Source organism: Novosphingobium kalidii, assembly GCF_040534015.1.
Lineage (GTDB): Bacteria > Pseudomonadota > Alphaproteobacteria > Sphingomonadales > Sphingomonadaceae > Novosphingobium > Novosphingobium kalidii.
Map to the genome: position 1 here is coordinate 192,790 of NZ_JBEWLY010000019.1, position 20,417 is coordinate 213,206.

Annotated in this window: 14 protein-coding genes; 12 read left to right on the plus strand and 2 right to left on the minus strand. The window is 62.3% G+C overall.

Translation table 11 applies throughout. From position 1 onward, the window contains the following. Nucleotides 1–2: 2 nt before the first annotated feature. The 5 genes from ABVV53_RS12645 (at nucleotide 3) to ABVV53_RS12665 (ending at nucleotide 8,016) form a co-directional block, all read left to right on the plus strand. On the plus strand, nucleotides 3–929 hold the full coding sequence (locus tag ABVV53_RS12645; protein WP_353984786.1) for a Gfo/Idh/MocA family protein: 927 nt from the start codon (nucleotides 3–5) through the stop codon (nucleotides 927–929). A 16-nt stretch (nucleotides 930–945) separates the two neighbouring features. Next, nucleotides 946–2,523: an alpha-N-arabinofuranosidase gene (locus ABVV53_RS12650; RefSeq protein ID WP_353984787.1), complete on the plus strand. Its 1,578-nt coding sequence runs from the start codon at nucleotides 946–948 to the stop codon at nucleotides 2,521–2,523. After that, a complete protein-coding gene (locus ABVV53_RS12655; protein WP_353984788.1) occupies nucleotides 2,520–3,557 on the plus strand; it encodes an arabinan endo-1,5-alpha-L-arabinosidase in 1,038 nt (345 codons plus the stop codon). Before ABVV53_RS12650 ends, ABVV53_RS12655 begins: the two co-directional genes overlap by 4 nt. A 65-nt stretch (nucleotides 3,558–3,622) precedes the next feature. Continuing rightward, on the plus strand, nucleotides 3,623–5,047 hold the full coding sequence (locus ABVV53_RS12660) for a glycoside hydrolase family 43 protein (protein WP_353984789.1): 1,425 nt from the start codon (nucleotides 3,623–3,625) through the stop codon (nucleotides 5,045–5,047). A 134-nt stretch (nucleotides 5,048–5,181) separates the two neighbouring features. Next, on the plus strand, nucleotides 5,182–8,016 hold the full coding sequence (locus tag ABVV53_RS12665) for a TonB-dependent receptor (RefSeq protein WP_353984790.1): 2,835 nt from the start codon (nucleotides 5,182–5,184) through the stop codon (nucleotides 8,014–8,016). A gap of 153 nt (nucleotides 8,017–8,169) precedes the next feature. Here ABVV53_RS12665 and ABVV53_RS12670 read toward each other — a convergent pair whose 3' ends face one another. Together ABVV53_RS12670 and yaaA are read right to left on the minus strand one after the other, a co-directional pair. Then, nucleotides 8,170–8,880: an SDR family NAD(P)-dependent oxidoreductase gene (locus ABVV53_RS12670; protein ID WP_353984791.1), complete on the minus strand. Its 711-nt coding sequence runs from the start codon at nucleotides 8,878–8,880 to the stop codon at nucleotides 8,170–8,172. Continuing rightward, complete coding sequence (gene yaaA / locus ABVV53_RS12675) at nucleotides 8,877–9,629, minus strand: peroxide stress protein YaaA (protein ID WP_353984792.1); 753 nt, start codon at nucleotides 9,627–9,629, stop codon at nucleotides 8,877–8,879. The genes ABVV53_RS12670 and yaaA overlap by 4 nt, the downstream gene beginning before the upstream one ends. A 169-nt stretch (nucleotides 9,630–9,798) precedes the next feature. On the opposite strand from yaaA, the gene ABVV53_RS12680 reads away from it, so the two are divergent. The 7 genes from ABVV53_RS12680 (at nucleotide 9,799) to ABVV53_RS12710 (ending at nucleotide 20,414) form a co-directional block, all read left to right on the plus strand. After that, a complete protein-coding gene (locus ABVV53_RS12680) occupies nucleotides 9,799–10,827 on the plus strand; it encodes a 2-oxoadipate dioxygenase/decarboxylase family protein (RefSeq protein WP_353984793.1) in 1,029 nt (342 codons plus the stop codon). Then, nucleotides 10,824–12,242 (plus strand): succinylglutamate-semialdehyde dehydrogenase, encoded by a 1,419-nt coding sequence (gene astD / locus ABVV53_RS12685; RefSeq protein WP_353984794.1) that lies wholly within the window; start codon nucleotides 10,824–10,826, stop codon nucleotides 12,240–12,242. Before ABVV53_RS12680 ends, astD begins: the two co-directional genes overlap by 4 nt. Next, a complete protein-coding gene (locus ABVV53_RS12690; RefSeq protein ID WP_353984795.1) occupies nucleotides 12,239–13,438 on the plus strand; it encodes a hydrolase in 1,200 nt (399 codons plus the stop codon). The genes astD and ABVV53_RS12690 overlap by 4 nt, the downstream gene beginning before the upstream one ends. Then, nucleotides 13,435–14,451, plus strand: a complete 1,017-nt coding sequence (locus tag ABVV53_RS12695) for an arginine N-succinyltransferase (RefSeq protein ID WP_353984796.1) — start codon at nucleotides 13,435–13,437, stop codon at nucleotides 14,449–14,451. Before ABVV53_RS12690 ends, ABVV53_RS12695 begins: the two co-directional genes overlap by 4 nt. Nucleotides 14,452–14,535: 84 nt before the next feature. Next, nucleotides 14,536–15,783: an N-succinylarginine dihydrolase gene (locus ABVV53_RS12700; RefSeq protein WP_353984797.1), complete on the plus strand. Its 1,248-nt coding sequence runs from the start codon at nucleotides 14,536–14,538 to the stop codon at nucleotides 15,781–15,783. A 236-nt stretch (nucleotides 15,784–16,019) separates the two neighbouring features. After that, a complete protein-coding gene (locus tag ABVV53_RS12705) occupies nucleotides 16,020–18,494 on the plus strand; it encodes a TonB-dependent receptor domain-containing protein (protein WP_353984798.1) in 2,475 nt (824 codons plus the stop codon). A gap of 96 nt (nucleotides 18,495–18,590) precedes the next feature. Next, on the plus strand, nucleotides 18,591–20,414 hold the full coding sequence (locus ABVV53_RS12710; protein WP_353984799.1) for a methyl-accepting chemotaxis protein: 1,824 nt from the start codon (nucleotides 18,591–18,593) through the stop codon (nucleotides 20,412–20,414). Nucleotides 20,415–20,417 lie beyond the last annotated feature (3 nt).

Below are 20,417 nucleotides of genomic sequence, written 5' to 3' on the forward strand. Positions count from 1 at the left end.
GCATGGACCCGATCCGCATCGCCGTGGTCGGCGTCGGCAAGATCGCGCGCGACCAGCATCTGCCAGCTATCGCCGGAAACCCGGCGTTCAGCCTTGCCGCTACGGTCAGCCCGCATGATCCTGGCACGCGGGGTGTGCCTCACCTCACGAGCCTGGACGAGCTACTGGAGAAAGGCCCGGCGGTAGACGCAGTGGCGCTCTGCACGCCGCCACAAGTGCGCTACGGCCTTGCCGCCGTGGCGCTCAAGCGCGGCATCCATGTATTTCTGGAAAAGCCGCCGGGAGCCACTCTTTCCGAAGTTGTCGCATTGCGTGACCGTGCAGGCAAAGTGGGCGCGACCCTGTTCGCCGCGTGGCACTCGCGCTTCGCAGCGGGTGTGGCACCCGCGCGTGCGTGGCTTGCAGAACGCAAGATCGAGAAAGTCTCCATCGTTTGGCGCGAGGACGTGCGCGTTTGGCATCCGGGCCAGGCGTGGATCTGGGAGCCGGGCGGTCTTGGCGTCTTCGATCCGGGGATTAATGCCCTTTCCATCCTCACCCACATCATGCCTCGCGCGGTGTACCTCAAGACCGCAGTGCTCTCGATACCGGAAAACCGGGCAGCGCCCATCGCTGCAGACCTGAGCTTGTGCGACACTGCCGGCGCGAACATCCACATGGACCTAGACTGGCGCCAGACCGGTCCGCAAAGCTGGGACATCATCGTCGAGACCGACGCCGGCACGCTAAAGCTGTCGAACGGCGGAGCCGTCCTGTCGCTGCCTTCCCGCACCGAACACAACGAGGATCTGGAGTATCCGGGGCTCTACGCACGGTTTGCCAACCTCATCCGCGGCGGTCGCAGCGATGTCGATATCGACCCGCTCCGCCTGGTTGCCGACGCATTCCTGCGAGGCCGGCGCGAGACCGTCTCAGCGTTTCACGATTAAGCCGAAGGAGAGGATAATGAAGGGCACAAAGCTCAAGAGCCTGCACCGCGCCGCCACCGCTTTCCTGCTGGGAGCGACGGTGCTGACAGCGCCCGCGTTTGCCGATACAGCGGGGCAACCAACCACCGCCACGATCAGCGCCGACAAGCCCGGACCGGTCTATGACAAGCTCATATTCACCCAATTCGCCGAGCATCTCGGCAACGGCATCTACGGTGGGCTTTGGGTCGGCAACGACAAGTCGATCCCGAATACGAATGGCTTCCGCAACGACGTTGTCTCGGCGCTCCGCAAGCTGTCGGTCCCCGTCATCCGCTGGCCGGGCGGCTGCTTCGCCGATGAGTACCATTGGCGTGAAGGCATCGGCCCCAAGGCTCAGCGCCCCGTTAAGGTGAACACCCACTGGGGCGGCGTGACCGAACCCAACACCGTAGGCACTCACGAGTTCTTCGAACTGCTACGCCAGGTCGGTGCCGAGGCTTACATTGCCGGCAATGTCGGCAGCGGCACTCCGCAAGAAATGGCAGAGTGGGTAGAGTACATGACGGCGCCTGCGGGCAGCCTTGCCGAATTGCGCGCGAAGAACGGCCGGAAGGAGCCGTGGTCGGTCCCCTATTTCGGAGTGGGGAACGAGCTGTGGGGCTGCGGCGGTAACATGCGCCCAGAGTTCGCAGCTGATGAGACCCGCCGCTACGCAACCTTCATCAAGGCCCCGGCAGGCACCCGGATCATGAAGATCGCGGCTGGCGCCAACGTCGATGACACGAACTGGACCGACGCAATGATGCGGGTCGCCGGCCCGATGCTGGATGGGGTTTCGCTACACTATTACGTGCACCCCGCCGGCGGCTGGCCGCCTCGCGCGCCTGCCGTGGACTTTGACGAACACGGCTGGGCAGACGCCCTGGCCGGTGCGCGCCGCATGGACGACCTGATCACCAAGCACAGCGCGGTCATGGACAAGTACGATCCCGAAAAGCGGATCTTCCTTGCCGTCGACGAATGGGGTGCGTGGTATGCACAGGACCCGGGCACTAAGCCGGGCTTTCTGCGCCAACAGAACACGCTGCGCGACGCGCTCATCGCTTCAATTCACCTCGACACGTTCGCACGTCACGCCGACCGCGTCCGCATGAGCGCGATCGCTCAGATGGTGAACGTGCTGCAGGCGATGATCCTGACCGACGGGCCAAAGATGGTACTCACCCCGACGTATCACGTCTTTGAGATGTACAAGCCGTGGCAGGACGCAACGGTGCTGCCGATCGACATCGAGACGCCCCAGTACACCAAGGATGAGTTCACCATGCCGGCGGTAAGCGGTTCGGCCGTACGCAGCCGGGACGGGCGAGTGCATGTCGGACTGTCGAACCTGGACCCCAACCAGTCGAACACCGTCACAATCAAGCTCGACGGCGTCAACGCCAAGGGCGTGAGCGGTCGTGTGCTGACAGCACCTGCGATCAATTCCCACAACACCTTCGACAAGCCGGAAGTGGTGAAGCCGGCCGCCTTCTCGGGCGCGAGGCTGCAAGGCGATCAGCTGGTGGTTACGCTTCCGGCAAAGTCCGTCGTGGTTTTGGAGCTTCAATGAGCTCCGCGCCTATCAAGCCCGGCCTCAAAGCTCTCGGCTTTGCGCTCGTTGCGTCCGCTGCGCTCGTCTCGGGCGCAGCGGTGGGTGCCGAGCGGAGCGAATCGCTGAACGCTCAGCTGACCGGTGACATCGCACCCGTTCACGATCCTGTGATCATCCGCGAAGGCGACACTTACTACGTCTTCAACACCATCGGCCGATATATCGGTGTCAAGACATCCAAGGACCTCAAACACTGGACCGATCAGAAACCGGTCTTTGAGGCGATGCCGGCCTGGGCAAAGGCTGCCGTGCCGGGCACCGAAGGGATCTGGGCACCGGACATCTCCTATGTGAATGGCGAGTACCGGCTTTACTACTCGATCTCCACGTTCGGCTCGAATCGATCGGCGATCGGGCTGGCGACGAGCCCGACCCTAGACCCAAGTGCGCCGAACTATGGCTGGACCGACAAGGGCATGGTCGTCATGTCTCGCCAGAGCGACGACTTCAACGCCATCGATCCCAACTTCATCAAGGATGAGAACGGCCGCCATTGGCTTTCGCTCGGCAGCTTCTGGACTGGCCTCAAGTTATTCCCGCTGAACCCCGCGACGGGTAAAGTCATCCCCGGCACGAAACCTTATTCGATTGCCCGGCGTCCTGCGCCGGCCGGCGGTCCGGCTCCGGTCGAAGCACCGTTCATTCTTCACCGGGACGGTTGGTACTACCTCATCGCCTCGTACGACTACTGCTGCAAAGGCGTAAACAGCACGTATTACACTGTCGTAGGCCGCTCGCGCAGCGTTACCGGCCCTTACCTGGGCAAAGACGGCAGCGAGTTGATGCGCGGTGGCGGAACGATCCTACTGAGAGCGGACCTTGAGGAGAAGCAGCGCTTCCGGGGGCCGGGTCATGCGGGTGCCTTCACCGATGAGGATGGCACCACATATATCGTTTACCACGCCTACGACCGCGAGAAGGACGGCGCCCCAACGCTGCGCATCGCGCCTCTGCGCTGGACTGCAGACGGATGGCCGGAGGCTCAGCTCTGAACCGCTGACGCGGACCGCGGGGTGCCATGCCTCGTCAAGATGATCAAAAGACCGGAGAGGACGCTATGAAGATTTCCCTTTCGCGACGTGCTTTCGCCGCTGGCACGGCCCTGTTGCCGCTTGCCTGCACCAGAGCAGGAGACGCACTCACGTCCGCCGCACTGGCTCCAAGCACTCCAGTTCCGATCAACCCGCTCGTACGCCAACGTGCCGATGCGCAGATCTTCCTTCACGAGGACGGCTATTACTACATGACGGCGTCCGTGCCGGAGTATGATCGGCTGGTGCTTCGCCGCTCCCGAACGCTGGCCGGCCTCACGACGGCTCGCGAAGCCGTGCTTTGGCGTCACATGTCGAGCGGGCCACTGTCGGGCTTCATCTGGGCACCCGAGCTTCACCTGATCGACGGGCGCTGGATCATGTACTTCGCCGCAGGGCCGAGCGGCGGCGGCGAGGACGTGTTCCGCATCCGTACCTACGCCATCGTCTGCGATGGCTCTGACCCGATGACCGGCTCATGGTCTGTGCTCGGCCAGTTCCAGGCACCTTGGGATAGTTTCAATCTCGACTCGACCAGCTTCGTCCATCGCGGCAAGCGCTACTTCGCTTGGGCGCAACGGGAGCCGGGCATCGAGACGAACTCGAACATCTACATCGCTCCGCAAGCTACGCCGCTCACGCTCGCAGCCGCACCGACCCGGCTGAGCATGCCGACGCTTGATTGGGAAGTGCGAGGGTTCAAAGTCAACGAAGCGCAAGCAGTGTTGCACCGCAATGGCCGCTTGTTCATGACGTACTCGGCCAGCGCCACCGACGCGCGCTATTGCCTGGGCATGCTCACCGCCTCGGATGACGCGGATATCTTGGACCCCCGCGCCTGGACCAAATCGCCTGAGCCCGTCTTCACGAGCTCTCACGCCACCTCCGTCTACGGTCCGGGTCACAACAGTTTCACCGTCGATGAGCAGGGCCATGACATCCTAGTCTATCACGGTCGCGATTACGAGGCGATCGAGGGCGATCCGCTCTTCAACCCCGATCGCGACACCCGCGTTCAGCGGATCTACTACGATGCGCAAGGAAGGCCAGAGTTTGGCGTGCCCGTCGGCAATGGTCCCTTGCCCGACCGTTATGAGTCGCTCGCGGCGCCCGGTACGTGGCTCACGCACGAGGGAACTAGGGCTTTCGCGGGGGACGCGTCGCTCCCCCATACGCAGTTCCGCGCGCTGCCCGCAGCGGGGGGCGGTCTTCATCTGTCCCCCATCCTCATGCGGGATCAGGCGCTCACGGCGTCTGCCGATGGCACGCTGCGCATCACTCCTGTCGATCAGGTAACACGCTCTGGCGACCGTTTTGAGCGCGTCGTGGAGCGGGACGGAAGCGTGCGACTCGTCTCGCTTGCAGTGCCTGGCCGCTCGATCGCAGTCTCGAACGGCCGCCTCGTCCTCGCACCCGGAAGCGGCCGGGAGACCCGCTGGATCACGCGATAGCTACATCCCTGCGCCAAACGACAGGTCTTGTTCATGATACTGCAACTTTTCTCTTGCGGTCATTAACTCCGACAAATAAACAGCTCTGATTACGCAGGGATGGTATAGGCCACCCTTCAGGGAGGATGATGATCATGGCACTCCGGCCATTCGCTTTCGGCACTGTTTCCCTCTTGGCGATCTGCCTGGCAAATGCTGCGCACGCTCAGGAAATGGCTGCAACTACCGCTCCTTCAGAGACGAGCGAGCAATCCCCCGCGGATGCCATCGTGGTGACGGGTGTCCGCGCCTCCGTAGTTGGAGCACTCGACGTCCGTCGGGACTCGGTGCAGATCGTTGACTCGATCGTGGCTGAGGACGTTGGGAAGTTGCCTGACAATAACGTGGTCGAAGCGCTTCAGCGTGTCACCGGCATTCAGGTGACCGACCGTGCAGGTGGCGAAGCCGCCACAATCACGATCCGCGGTCTGACCGATCCGCTCACCACGCTCAACGGCCGCAACATCTTTACGGCGGCTGGCACATCATTCGCTCTTCAGGACATTTCGGCAAACCTGATCAAGCAAGTCGACGTTTATAAGACGCGCTCGGCCGACCAGATCGAGACCGGTCTCGCCGGCCAGATCGACGTCCAGACCCGCCGGCCGCTGGACTTCGACGGTTTTGCGATCTCAGGCCTAGCTCGTGGAATCTACAGCGAGCAGAGAGACAAGATCAATCCGAACGTCGCGTTGCTCGTGAGCAACCGCTGGGAGACCGGTATCGGCGACATCGGCCTCCTGATCAATGGCAGCTACAGCCGCTATGACTATCGCAACCAGAACCTTCAGGCAGGCGCCATGGTCCCATTCGCCACGGAGAACCCGCCCGCTGGTTCAGGCCTGACCCCGCTGCAGCGCATCTTCCCAGGCGATCGGAACCAGAACTGGACTCCAGGTCTCGACGCCGGTTTGCCGACGGCGCCCGACTCAACGCTGAACATCAACGGCGTTAGCACTCCGTACTATCTGGCGCGCGACGCCGTCATCAGTTCCGACCTTTACGGCCAGCGCAAGCGCCCGTCCGTAAACGCAGCTCTCCAGTGGGCGCCGGATGATCGTTCGGTCTACACGGCTGAAGTCTTTTACGCCGGCTTCCGCGGCAAGACGACCAACAGCCTGCACTTCAGCTTCGTGGACTGGTGGGGCAGCATCGGCCCTAATCCGGGTTCGACCTTCGAATTGTATGACGGCACGAATATCATCAAGTCACGCCGCGTCGGCGATGTGGCCGGCTTCAACAGCGGCGACACCGCAACGAGCAAGACGGACAGCTTCGTCTACGCATTCAACGCCAAGTGGGACGTTGCCGACGCCGGCAAGATTTCGGCCGACATAGCCTACCAGGACAGTAAGAACACGACTTCGTTCTTCGCGATCCGGACGGATCGCGGCCCCTTGGATATCGATGTCGACTTCAACGCGGGTGGAGGCCTGCCGGCCTACAGCTTCGCCAACCAAGGCGTCCTCACCGATCCCTCTGCATGGACCGTCGGCAACCTGTTCGACAGCGGCACCAAGACTTCCGGCAGCGCACTCACCTTCATGCTTGATGGCGAGTATTCCTGGGACGAAGGCTTCCTGCGCCGCATCAAGGCGGGCTTCCGCTACGATGATCGCAAAGCCGATAGCTATGTGCGCGATCAGGGTGCCGGCTCTCTCGGCGTGCCGCTGACCGCACTGGGCGACAGCGGGATATTCACCAACAGCAATTTCTTTGACGGCCGAGCGAACGTTCCGACGAGCTGGGTGATCGCAGACCCACGCGGGCTTGATAAGGATGATGTCCGAGTCCGATACCGCTCGGTCGAACCGGGACTTCGGCTTTCGGATGAGCTGACCTTCGACCAGGTCTTCGGCATCAACGAAATCAACATGGCCGCCTACGTGATGGCCGATGGTGAAATATCCCTCTTCGGCCGCCCCCTTCAGGTGCAGGGCGGCGTGCGCTTCGTGGCCATCGATACCGACTATGACTTTTTCAGTCGTCAGCTCGGCTTTGCATTGACGCAGGTCTCTACGAACTCCTCAAAGTTCCTGCCCTCGTTCACCGCACGGTATGGCATCACCGACAACCTGCGCCTTCGCTTCAATTATGGCGAAACGCTGCGCCGTCCGGTGTTTGGCGATCTTAACCCAAATCCGGTGCTGACGGGTGACCTGTCGCGGCTGGGCCTTGGTACCGCAACCGCAGGCAACGGTGATCTTGGCCCGACGCACTCGAAGAACATCGATCTGGCGCTGGAATGGTACTTCGAACGCAGCAGCGCCATCTACGTGACAGCGTTCCGGCGCGAAATCCAAGGCCTGGTCGTGCCGCTGACCTCGCGCGAGTTCATCCCGGACAACTATCTGCCGCGCAATGATACCTACACCGAGTTCTTCAACGTGACTCGTCCGGTCAATGCGTCGGACGGAATACTGAAGGGCCTGGAACTGGGGCTGACCTACTTCCCGACGTACTTGCCGGGGCTGCTCGATGGTCTGGGCTTCGTCGGCAGCGCCACGATCCTGGACTCCGAGCAGACTATTCCGGTCGTGGACAATGCGGGTAACATCACCGGCACAACGCAGTCGGCCTTCTTCGGCGTGTCGAAGCTTTCGTACAACGCGACACTCGCTTACGACAACGGTCCGATCGGCGCTCGTCTCTCGTACATCTGGCGGAAAGGCTTTCTGCAAAGCAACGAAGGCCGGTCGTTTGCCAATCCGATCGGCTTCTGGCGCACACCGGAGAAGAGCCTTGACCTTCAGCTTACGTGGAATGTTACCGAGGATATCGGCCTGACCTTCGACGCGGTGAACCTCACCAAGGCGAAGCAGCAGAGCTACTATAAGTTCGGCGATGTCGGTAACCCGGAGCAGTTCAACTCCAGCACGCTGTTGCTCGACCGTACTTTCGCGATCGGCGCACGCTTTACCTTCCGGTAGCATCCCCCGGCCGCGGGTTGCGCTTACCAGCGCGACCACGGCCTGCCTGGTGGCCCGCTCCGCCCTCTCCTCTCCCTCGGAGCGGGCCGCCAGAGCTAAGCGTATCGGAAATTCGGGATAGGGCTCTGTGTCCTCACCAGTGTTGACGAGGTCTCAGAACGCGACTTCCTTGCCCTCGAAGTCGAACATCTTTCCGCTATCGGAAACCTTCAACTCCTCGATCACGTCGAGCAATTGCAATGCTGCACGTTCGGTATCGAACAAGCGTCCAGGCTGTACATTGCCCTGAAAAGGCCGCGACAGCGCCGTGTCCACGGTACCGGGATGCAGTGTCACTACGATCGCACGTTTGTTGCGGCGCTGCTCTTCAATGGCGCAATTGCGCATCAGCATATTGAGCGCCGCCTTCGAAGCGCGATAGCCGTGCCAGCCTCCCAAACCGTTATCGCTGATCGATCCGACCCGCGCGGATAGCGCAGCGAACACTACCCTCCCATGGCGGGGCGTCAGCGGCAGGAAGTGCTTCGCTACAAGCGCGGGGCCAATGGCATTCACTGCATAGACCTTCGCCAGCCATTCCAAATCGAGATCGCGAAAGGCCTTCTCGGGTCCCTTCTCGGCGGTGTGGAGCAGGCCGGTCGCGACGATCACCAGGGCCGGCGGCGGACCGTTCGCGGTGTGTGCCGCCGCAGCCGCGATGCTCCCTTCGCTAAGCAGGTCCAGATGCTGCGCTCCGGAACGGGAGCGGGCGAAGCCATGAACCACGGCGAAGCTGCCCTCGTCGATCAGCGCCGCCTCAAGCGCAGCACCAACCCCGCCGGAAGCGCCGATCACGACGGCGGACATTTCGCTCAACTTGCTCATGAGCGGGTGAACCGCCAACGATCCGTGTCGCTCTCATCGGCGTCGAAGCGGTATCCGTCGCTATCGAAGCCGCGCATTGCCTCTGCATCCGTCACGTGATGCTCACACAGCCAGCGCGCCATCATTCCGCGTGCCCGCTTGGCGTTGAAGCTGACGAAGCGCGGACCGTCGGGGCCGGGCTCTCGAAATTCTACCTCGATCACGCGCACGCCTTCCAGTTTGCCCTTTACAGCCGCGAAATACTCCTGGCTGGCGAGGTTGAGCACCACGCCAGAGCCCTCCTCTGCGATATGCGTGTGGAGCAATTCGGCGATCCGATCCGCCCACCAGTCGGTCAGGCTCTTGCGGCGAGGCGCCCAGCGCGTGCCCATTTCCAGACGGTAGGGCCGGATCGCGTCGAGTGGCCGGAGCAGGCCGTAAAGGCCCGACAGCATTCGCACGTGGTCCTGCGCGAACTGGACGGCCGCATCATCCAACGTACGTGCTTCGAAGCCGGTATACACGTCGCCAGCGAACGCGAACAAGGCAGGCCTTTCCGGCAGATCCGCAAAGCCGCGAAAGCGATCTGCATTGAGCTTGGCGAGCCGCGGCGAGATGTGCATCAGGTCCACCAGCCGCTTTTGCGAAAGGTTCGCCGCCGATGCGGCAAGGCTACCCGCTTCCTTTGCAAAATGGGGTGTGGTGACGGTGACAGGGGGCACCACACTCTCGAAGTCGAGCGTCTTCGCGGGGGAGAGCAAGGCGATCATGCTGCGCTCCGTAGCGGGGGTCATACCCCGCGTCAAAACGGCGGTCGCAGAACAGGCGCAGGTGGAGACATCTGCTCACTTTTGCTGCCCGTTTGCCGCTACGCGAGAGCGCGTTTGCACAGCCTGAACACATCACCTAGTCTCATCGCGGACGAACAACGGGACGGCTATGACACCTCCGGACGAAGACGCCTTGCAATCGGGCATAGCGCGCCTCTTGGCGATGCAGGGCAAGAATACAGGAGCATCGGCGATGCTGCAGGCTCTGGCAATCGACGCACGTCTGCTTGCCCCTGCAAGCGAGTTGATCACCCGCGCGGAGCTGGCGATGGCGCTCAACGCACTGCTGTTCGCCGACCTCCTCGAAAGGGTGCCCACCGCAGCGCGGCAGGTTGCCGAGGTGCGCGCCCAAGGCGACAGGATCGTCTTCGATCATGGAGCATTGCGCACGATCGATGGTCCAACCGGAGCTTTGCCGCGCGGCCACTCTGCTTTCGCGCGTCTGCTGGAGCCGCTTGGCTATCATGTCGGCGGACACTATCCATTGCCGCGCCTAGGGATGACGGGGCGCGCCTACGTCCACAAAGACCTCCCGGAGGGAATCCCGCAGTTCTTCGTCAGCGAGCTGCATGTCGACCAACTGCCTGAAGAGGGGCAGAACGCCGCAACACGGGTCTTCCGTGAGTCCTGCGATCCAGTAGATCTCGAAGACGAGGATCGCCTGAAGCACCTGGCAGCAGACGGCGTGCTGCCAACCGAAGAGGCCGCTGCCTTGCTGTCGACGCTGGTGGCAGCATTCGATCGCAGACATCCGGTCCCCAGACTCGACGACTACGAAGCCTTGCTCGCCTGTTCAAAAGAAGCCGCCTGGATCGCGACGGAAGGAAATGCCTTCAATCATGCAACCACCCGTGTGCCCGACGTGGAGGCACTCGCCGAACGCCTTAAGGAACAGGGCTACCCGATGAAGGAGGCGGTGGAGATCTCCGCAAACGGGCGCGTGCGACAGACTGCGATCCTCGCTGATCGAGTGCATCGCACGTTTCGCCTGCGCGAGGGTGGAACCGTCGAGCGTGAGGTGCCAGGCTCGTTTTATGAGTTCATCACCAGAGACGTTGATCCCGAAACCGGTACATTGGACCTCTCGTTCGATAGCGGCAACGCGACGGGCATCTTCGCTGTCACGAGGAGCGCATGACTTTGCTGCAATCATCTGACCCGGCCACCGGCGAGGTCGTCTGGGAGGGGCAGACTGCGGACGGCACAGCGGTTCAAACCGCCCTCGCCCGGGCAAGACAAGCCTTCCCGAGCTGGGGCGCTCTGCCACTCGAACGGCGCATCGCGCACGTGCAGGCATTCAAGGCTGCTCTGATCAAGCGGAAGGAGAGCTTTGCAGAAGTTATCTCGCGCGAAACCGGGAAAGCCTTGTGGGAGACCCGCGCCGAGCTTGGCTCCATGGCCGGTAAGGTCGACATCTCGATCACGGCGCAGTCGGAACGCGCGGGTGAGAGGCGGTCAGACATGCCATTCGGGCAAGCTGTCCTGCGTCACCGGCCCCATGGGGTCATGGCGGTGCTGGGTCCCTTCAACTTTCCGGGCCACCTGCCCAATGGTCACATCGTCCCGGCCCTGCTGGCGGGCAACACGGCTGTGTTCAAACCCTCTGAAATGACGCCGGCGACCGGCCAAGCGATGGCGGAATGCTGGGCCGAAGCCGGCCTGCCGGATGGGGTGTTCCAGGTCGTCCAGGGAAGCCGGGAGACCGGCGAAGCATTGATCGCTGGCGACATCGACGGCCTGTTGTTCACTGGCTCCGCAGGTGCAGGCGCACACTTCCGAAAGCTTTTCGCGGATCGTCCGCACGTAATCCTTGCGCTCGAGCTGGGCGGGAACAATCCGCTGATTGCGTGGGACGGCGACGTTGAGGAAGCAGCCTCGCTCGTGGTGCAATCCAGCTTTGTCACCACAGGACAGCGATGCTCCTGCGCGCGCCGGCTGATCGTGCCCGACAGCGCCTTCGGCCGCGATCTCGTGGACGCAGTCGACGCACTTTCCCGTCGGCTTGTAATCGGCAGGTGGAACGACGACCCGCAGCCCTACATGGGTCCGCTGATCTCACGCGAAGCGGCAGCCGGCGCGAAGGCGCGCACGGACGAGCTCGTCGCGCGAGGGGCTGCGGAGGTCCGGTCCTTCAAGGTGCTGGACTGCCTCAGTCCGGCTTTCGTGAGACCTGCAATCCTGGACGTCACAGGAATCACTGTACCGGATGAAGAGATCTTCGCGCCCGTTATCCAGGTCACCCGCGTTTCCGACTTCGACGAAGCCGTTGTGGCCGCCAACGCCACGCGCTTCGGGCTTTCCGCGGGGCTGGTAACCGCTGACGATGCGCTATGGGAACGCTTCGTGCTTCAAAGTCGTGCCGGAGTTCTGAACCGCAACCGACCGACGACTGGCGCTGCGGGAAGCATGCCGTTTGGCGGCCTTGGCGAAAGCGGGAATCACCGCCCAAGCGCCTATTACGCTGCGGACTACTGCGCGTATCCCATGGCCAGCTTCGAGGCCCCCAACGCCGACGGCAACCTTGCGACTCTGACACCGATGCTGCGCTCATGATCGACCCGCAGGAAAGCACTTTGCTTGAAGTGATCGAGCGTGAGCCGATCCTGGACCGCACGCTGGCCTGGGCCGCGATCAACAGCGGCACCGCCAATATCGCCGGCCTCGAAGCTATAGCCGATAGCCTTGCCGATGCCTTCGCAGCGCTACCTGGCGAGATAAGCTTGGTCGATCCGGCGCCCGTCGAGAAGGTTGGCAGCGACGGCAAGGCTCGACAGATCGAGGCTGGCCGCCACCTCGTCCTGCGCGTGCGCCCGAACGCCAGTCGCCGCGTCCTGCTCACTGGACATATGGACACCGTTTATTCCGCCGATCACCCCTTCCAGACCTGCGACTGGATCGACGCCGAGACGCTCCACGGCCCCGGCACAGCCGATATGAAAGGTGGCCTTTCCCTGATGCTTTCCGGCTTGCAAGCATACGAACGCAGCGACCCGGCGCTGGGTTACGACGTCATGATCAACTCGGACGAGGAAACCGGTTCGCTCTCATCATCTGCGCTGATCACGCAGCTGGCGCAGCACAAGATCGCAGCCTTCACCTACGAACCCGCCCTCCCCAGCGGTAACATGGCACGCGCCCGTCCGGGTTCGGGGAACTTTGCCGCCGTCATTCGTGGCCGCTCCGCCCACGCCGGCCGCAACCCACAGGAAGGCCGCAACGCCATCGTGGCAGCCGCTGATCTGGCGCAGCAACTCTACGCAGCGCGGCGTGACGGGTTGAGCGTCAACCCGGCCCGCATCGAGGGCGGCGCCGCGAACAACACCGTGCCCGATCTTGCGATCTTGCACTTCAACATGCGCCCCCGCACCCCTGAGGACCTCGCCGCGGGGCAGGCCCTGATCGACAGTGCCGTTGCCAATGTCACGTCAGAACACGACGTCGCCATTCACCTCAGCGGCAGCTTCGCGCGCCCGCCGAAGCCGATCGCGAGCGCAACAGATCGCCTCTTCAGCCTCGTATCGCAAGCAGGAGCGGACCTTGGCGAGACGATTGGCTGGGAGGACACCGGCGGCGTCTGTGATGGCAACAACATTGCAGCCCATGGAGTACCGGTGATCGACACTATGGGAGCTTGCGGCGGGGCCATTCATTCGCCGGACGAGTTCATGATGGCTTCCTCTCTGGTCGGCCGAGCGCGACTGACCGCTCTGGTCATGCACCGGCTCGAACGCCATGGTGCCGGCCTATGACCTTCCTTGTTCGCGCTGCCCGCGAAAGCGATCTTGCTGCCCTCTACCGCATGGCGAAGAGCACCGGCGGAGGCTTCACAAACCTGCCGCCTAACCGCGCTGCCCTGGAAGGGAAGCTGGCACGCAGCGCCGAGTGCTTCGGCCGCAAAGAGGATACGCCAGCCGACGACCTGTTCGTCTTCATCTTGGAGGACACCGCGGAAAATCGTGCTGCAGGGACTTGCCAGGTGTTCGCGCAGATCGGCACGCGGATGCCGTTCTATTCTTACCGCATCGGCACGATGACGCAGCACTCACAAGAGCTCGACCGCACCTTCCGCGCCGAGCTGCTGACCCTGTGCACCGATCTGGACGGCGCCAGTGAAATCGGCGGCCTGTTCCTGGAAGCGGCCGAGCGATCAGCCGGCGTTGGCAAGCTGCTGGCTCGCAGCCGCTACCTGTTCATCGCCATGCATCGCGCGCGGTTTGCCGATCAGACGCTTGCGGAGCTTCGCGGAGCGCACGACGATGCCGGCAACTCTCCGTTCTGGGACGGTCTTGCCGGCCGGTTCTTCGACATGAGCTTCGTGGAAGCGGATGAGTTCAACGGCCGTCACGGCAACCAGTTCATCACCGACCTTATGCCCAAGCACCCCATCTACACTGCGCTGCTTCCCGCCTCCGCACGCGCGGTGATGGGCCAGCCGCACGTCACAGGGCGACCGGCGATGCGCATGTTGGAACAGGAGGGTTTCGCCTTCGCGAACTACATCGATATTTTCGACGGCGGTCCGACGATGATCGCCCGCACGGATCAGATCCGTACCGTGCGCGAGGCAGGCACGACCCAGATCGAGGCAGTGTCCGAACGGGATGGCGAGCCAAGTCACATCGTGGCTTGCGGCCATCTCGCAGACTTCCGCGCCTGCCTGGGATGTCTTAGCCACAATGAAAGCGGCGCCACGCTCGACCCGCGAGCCGCGGCGCTGCTCAACGTGTCGTCGAGTGATACGGTGACTTATGCGCCCCTCTAAGCATCTGAACAGATGATCACCGTTTCTCCAAACTTCCGCCCCCGGCAGGAATGACGACGGCCAGAGCAGCCATGAAAGGGCCGCATGCTCACTGAAATCAACTTCGACGGCATCGTTGGCCCCAGCCACAACTATGCCGGCCTGAGCGTGGGAAACCTCGCCTCCACCCGCAACTTCGGCCGCACTTCGCGTCCGCGCGATGCGGCGCTGCAGGGGTTGGCAAAGATGCGCCTATGTCTCGATCTGGGGCTGGCGCAGGGCTGGTTCATGCCGCAGGATCGGCCCAATCAGGCATGGCTCGGACGAATGGGCACCGATATGTCGCTAGCGACTGCCGAACTGCGCTACGCCGCGATGTCCGCATCCTCTATGTGGGCGGCCAATGCAGCCACCGTCAGTCCCGGCGCCGACACTGCCGATGGGCTTTGCCACCTCACCCCTGCCAATCTCGTCACGATGCCGCACCGCAGCCACGAATGGACCGGAACGCTTGCGCAATTGCGCCTTGCTTTCGCGAACTCCGCCAGCTTTGCGGTTCATGAACCGGTACCGGCTCCTTTTGGCGATGAGGGTGCGGCGAACCACATGCGCTTATGTTCCGCGCATGGTCAGCCCGGCCTGGAGGTCTTTGTATACGGCCTGCAGGGTGGCTCCTTCCCGGCGCGCCAGCACCGGCAAGCGAGCGCCGCAGTGGCGCGGCTTCATCGCCTGCCTGCCGAGCGCACCATCCTGACGCAGCAGTCCGAGGAAGCGATAGCCGCTGGCGCGTTCCACAACGACGTGGTTGCCGTGGCTAACGAAAATGTGCTCTTCACTCACGAGCAGGCCTTTGCCGATCGCGAGGGGCTTTATGCTGAGCTGCGCGAGAAGCTCCCTCAAGTCGTCATCCTCGAAGTGCCGACGAGCGCGGTCAGTCTCGCTGACGCCATCGCATCCTACCTGTTCAATGCGCAACTGGTGACGCGTCCCGGCGGTGGCATGGCACTGATCCTGCCTGGTGAAGCGAAAGCCACGCCATCGGTGTGGAATTGGCTGCAAACGCTCCTCTCCGGTAACGGTCCGATCCGTGAGCTCCACGTCGCCGATCTGCGCGAGTCCATGGCAAACGGAGGCGGTCCGGCCTGTTTGCGCCTGCGTGTCGTGGCTGACCCCGCAACCGTGGACCCGCGCTTCCTCGCCTCCGCAGACAGGATCACTCGGGTTGAGGAGGTCGTGCGCAAGCACTGGCCCGAAGAGATCGCACCTGATGACCTCGCACGACCTGGATTGTGGAATGCGGTCGCCAGCGCCCGAATGCGGCTGCTCGACGCGCTCGGCCTCGCCGAACTGTAGGGCTGCCCTCAGGTTCATTACCTGCACCTAATTCAGGCTGCTTAGCGGCCGTTTTCGTCTGGGCAGCATGCCGGATGCCCGGTGCTCTGCAGATGAGGCGCCCTGGCGCTGTAGCAATAAATTCCTCCGTAAATGACCGCGATGGCTTGTCTCTATCTATGATGAAGAGCCGAATTCGGCAGTGGCATCAACGAAAGGGCTTTTAACCTTTCGTTTATGAGGTGGGGTTTTTTAGAATGCGTAAGTATAAGTTGCTCCTTGGCTTGGCACCGCTGGCGTTTGCAACGCCCGCATTTGCGGATGCAGCCGCTGACGCGGCGGCTCAGAATGAGCCCGCCGGCGCCGCGAAGATGGAAGTCTTCACCACCGGCGTGGCCAAGGGGCGCGATCGTCTCGACAGCGCGACCTCGACAAGCGCGCTGCGCGGCGAGGAAATTCAGAAGATCGGCGCACGCAATGTCGCGGAAGTTCTGCGGAACATTCCTGGCATCCGCGTCGAGGCTGGTTCCGGTGACGTGAACAACAGCTTCACGATCCGTGGCCTCCCGCTGGCTTCGAATGGCTCCAAGTACTTGCAGCTGCAGGAAGATGGCCTGCCGGTTCTGGAATATGGTGACATGTTCGTCGGCGCGGACATGCTCCTGCGCCCGGACCTCAACCTGAACGCCGTCGAAGCGATCCGCGGCGGTTCGGCTTCGACATTCGCGTCGAACTCGCCGGGCGGCATCATCAACTTCATCTCGAAGACGGGCGACGTTGAAGGCGGAGCAGTCCAGGTCAGCACCGGCCTCGATTTCGACGAGAAGCGTCTCGACTTCGACTATGGCAGCAGGATCAGCGACACCGTTCGCTTCCACGTGGGCGGCTTCTACCGTACCGGTGAAGGCCCACGCGAAGTTGGGTTTAATGCCTATAAGGGCGGTCAGCTCAAGCTGAACGTCACGAAGGAATTCAACGGCGGCTACATTCGGTTCCTGGGCAAGTACCTCGACGACCGCACGCCCGCGTATATGCCAGTTCCCGTGCGCGTAACCGGCACCAACAGTGATCCCAAGTACTCGAACGTCGCCAACTTCGATATCACGAAGGACACGACGCTTTCGCCCTTCGTCACGAATGTCCTGACGCTGGATGGCAACAACAACATCCTTCGTGACGATATTCGGGAAGGAATGCACGCTGTCGTCAAGTCGTTCGGTTTCGAGACGCAGTTCGACGTCGCCGGTTGGACGATCACTGATAGGTTTCGCTATTCGGACATTTCGGGTCAGCTCACCCAGTTTCAACATGGGCGTGTCGGCTTCGCGGCCAATCTAATCCCGGAAGTGCTGCCGTCCGGAACCCTGACGTATGCCACTGGGCCTAATGCAGGCCAAAGGGTTGATCCTCTCACGATCAACGGCAACGCACTGCTCGCGCTTGCAACCATGCGCGACCAACAGATCAACTCGTTCGACAACATGACAAACGATCTGCGTGCCAGCCGCCAGTGGGACATCGGAGCTGGCGTTCTGACGACGACAGCGGGCTTCTATCGGTCGACGCAATCGGTGGATACTAGCTGGCTCTTCACGCAGGGGCTCTCCGACGTCCGTGGAAACGCCCAATCGGCGTTGGTGAACGTTACCACCGGTGCCGGTGAAGCGCTCACCGAAGACGGCATCCGCACCTACAATCCCGGTTTTCGCCGTAGGTACGACGTGCAGTTCGACATCAACGCCCCTTATGGGTCGCTTAACTACATGATCGGCAAGATCGCGATCGGCGGCAGCATTCGCTATGATTTCGCCAAAGCAGAAGGCAGTGTCTTCGGGTCTGAGTTGGGGGGCGGCCGTGTTGGCTCGATCCCATTCGATCTGAACCAGGATGGCGTGATCTCGGCGCCTGAGCAGACCACAGCAGTTCTTCCGCTGTCCCGTCCAGGTCTGGTAGACTTTGACTACAAGTACGTGAGCTACTCCGCTGGCGTGAACTACCGCTTAGCCGAACCCCTTGCCGTGTTTGCGCGATACAGCCGCGGTGGCCGCGGTGCTGCTGATCGCGTCCTCTTCACTCCGATCGTCAACCACGTCACTGGAGATCTGGTGAGCGACGAGGCGGGCCACGATGTCGTCAAGCAGGCGGAAGTCGGGGTGAAGTATCGCCAGGACAACTTTGCACTTAACCTGACTGGGTTCTGGGCAAATACTCGCGAGTTGAACACGCAGACAGTGGCGCGCCCGGATGGCACGCTTTCGCTGGGTGTCATCGCCCGCACCTACGAAGCCATAGGCGCTGAGTTCGAAGGTTCGTTCCAGCATGGGCCGTTCAGCATCACAGCCGGCGCGACCTACACGGACGCGGAAATCGCGGAAGACAGCCTGAACGCTGCTATCGAGGCCAACGTGCCGCGTCACCAGCCGAAGTTCATCTTCCAGGCGACGCCGCAGTACGAAACCGAGATGTTCACCCTTGGGACGAACGTGGTCGGCACCACTGGTAGCTTTGCGCAGGACAGCAACCTGCTCAAGATGCCGGGTTACACCATCGTGAACGCCTTCGTGCAGGTCCGTCCGGTCGAGCGGGTTCAGCTGTCGCTGACTGCCAGCAACCTGTTCGACAAGACGGCCTTCACCGAAGTTGCCGCAGGTTCGATACCCGCCAACGGGATCACTCAGGCGCGCGTCCTCAATGGCCGCACCATCACGACGTCGCTGCGCTTCGACTTCTAAGTCGCACGCACCGGGAGCCGGATGCGCAGAGGGCGCGTCCGGCTCCTCGTGATGAGTTCGAACACCAAATGGAAAGCCAGCAAGATGTTTAAATCCATGAAGATCCCGAGGAAACTGGGCCTGTCCTTCCTCATGATCTGTGCGTCCGCCGCGATCATGATGATCGTTTTCTTCATGAACATCAGCATGATCAGCAATTCCACCGATCTCAACAACCAGAGCCAGGAGCGTCACGCCAAAGCGCTTGCGCTCGACACCGCATTGCTGCGCCAGAACAGCCAGTTTCGCGGATTCCTGGTCACGGGCGACCCGTCGTACCTGAAGTCGTATTACGAGGGCCGGGATGACTACGACCGGATTTCCCAGGAACTGGAACAGCAACTAATAGATCCCGCCCTGAAAGCCGCGTTGCTCAAGTCGCGCGAGGAAACTCTCAAGTGGCGCAAGAACTGGGGCGATCGCCTGATCGCACGCGTGGAGGCAGGCGATCGGGATGGTGCTGCCCAGGCGGTGCGCAATGCCGGAAAGGCCGTCATGGTGTCCGACGCGGTGCTACCGTTGCGTGAAATCCGCGACGCACAAGTCGCGCAGATTGCAGAAAATTCCGAGCGCCAGGAAGGCGCTATCGCCAGCGCAATGAGCGTGCTCATCATTGGCGGTATTGCTCTTATCGGCATTGCCGTGACGCTCGCTGCCGTCCTGAGCCGCATGATCGCGCGTCCCGTTGCCGATCTCACCAAGACGATGGGCGAACTTGCCTCTGGCAAGAACGACGTATCTGTTCCCGAGGCGGATCGCGGCGACGAACTTGGCGACATGGCCCGCGCAGTTCTTGTGTTCCGTGATGCGGCGATTGCCAAGCAGGCCGCCGACGCAGCCAACGCCAAAGCGGAAGCCGACCAGAAGATGGTGGTGCAGACCATCTCAAACCATTTGTCGGAGCTTGCAGGTGGCAACCTGACGGCCGAGATCACCCGCGAATTCCCAGGCGACTATTCGACTGTCAAAACCAACTTCAATGCCGCCGTCGCGGCGCTTCGCGAACTCATCGCCTCAGTGATGGAGTCGGCGAATTCGATCCGGACCGGATCGACCGAGATCGCCCAGGCTGCCGAGGATCTTGCTCGCCGCACCCAGGCAAATGCCGCAAGTCTGGAAGAGACCTCTGCCACCATCACCCAGATGGATGGCCGCCTAAAGGCGACGGCGGAGGCAGCTACGCTCACAGTGAAGCGCGCCGACGGCACAATGGTGAGCGTGAATGGCGGCCGCTCGACAGCCGAAGAAGCAGTGCAGGCCATGACCCGCGTCGCAGATAGTGCCAAGGGCATCGACGGCGTCATCGAAGGCCTCGACAAGATCGCGTTTCAGACCAGGGTTCTCGCCATGAATGCGGCGGTAGAGGCGGGCCGCGCGGGCGAGGCCGGCCGCGGCTTCGCAGTGGTCGCGGATCTCGTGTCTGCGCTCGCGATGCGCTCCGAAGAAGAGGCAAAGCAGGCGCGTGACCAGCTGACGGAAACGCAGACCGACATCGCCTCCGCTGTTGAGGCGGTGCAGAAGGTCGACAGCGCCCTCGCCGATATTTCCGCCGGCGTCGGTGACGTGCACCAGCTGCTGAGCCAGATGGCCACCGACAACGTGGCGCAGTCCACCGCGATTACGGAGGTCAACATCGCTATCGGGTCTATGGATCAGTCCACCCAACGCAACGCAGCGATGGTCGAGCAGACTTCAGCCGCCGCTCGCCAGCTGGCGAGTGAGGTTACCTCACTGTCTGATCAAGCCAGTCAGTTCAACGTGGGTAACGGCCACGGCAGCCCTCACCGCGGGCAGACACGCTCTGCAGGCGAGTTCAACGGGCTTGGAGCGCCTGCCCTGGTCAGACGCGAGGAAGCCACCACTGAGCAGATGTGGCATTGAACG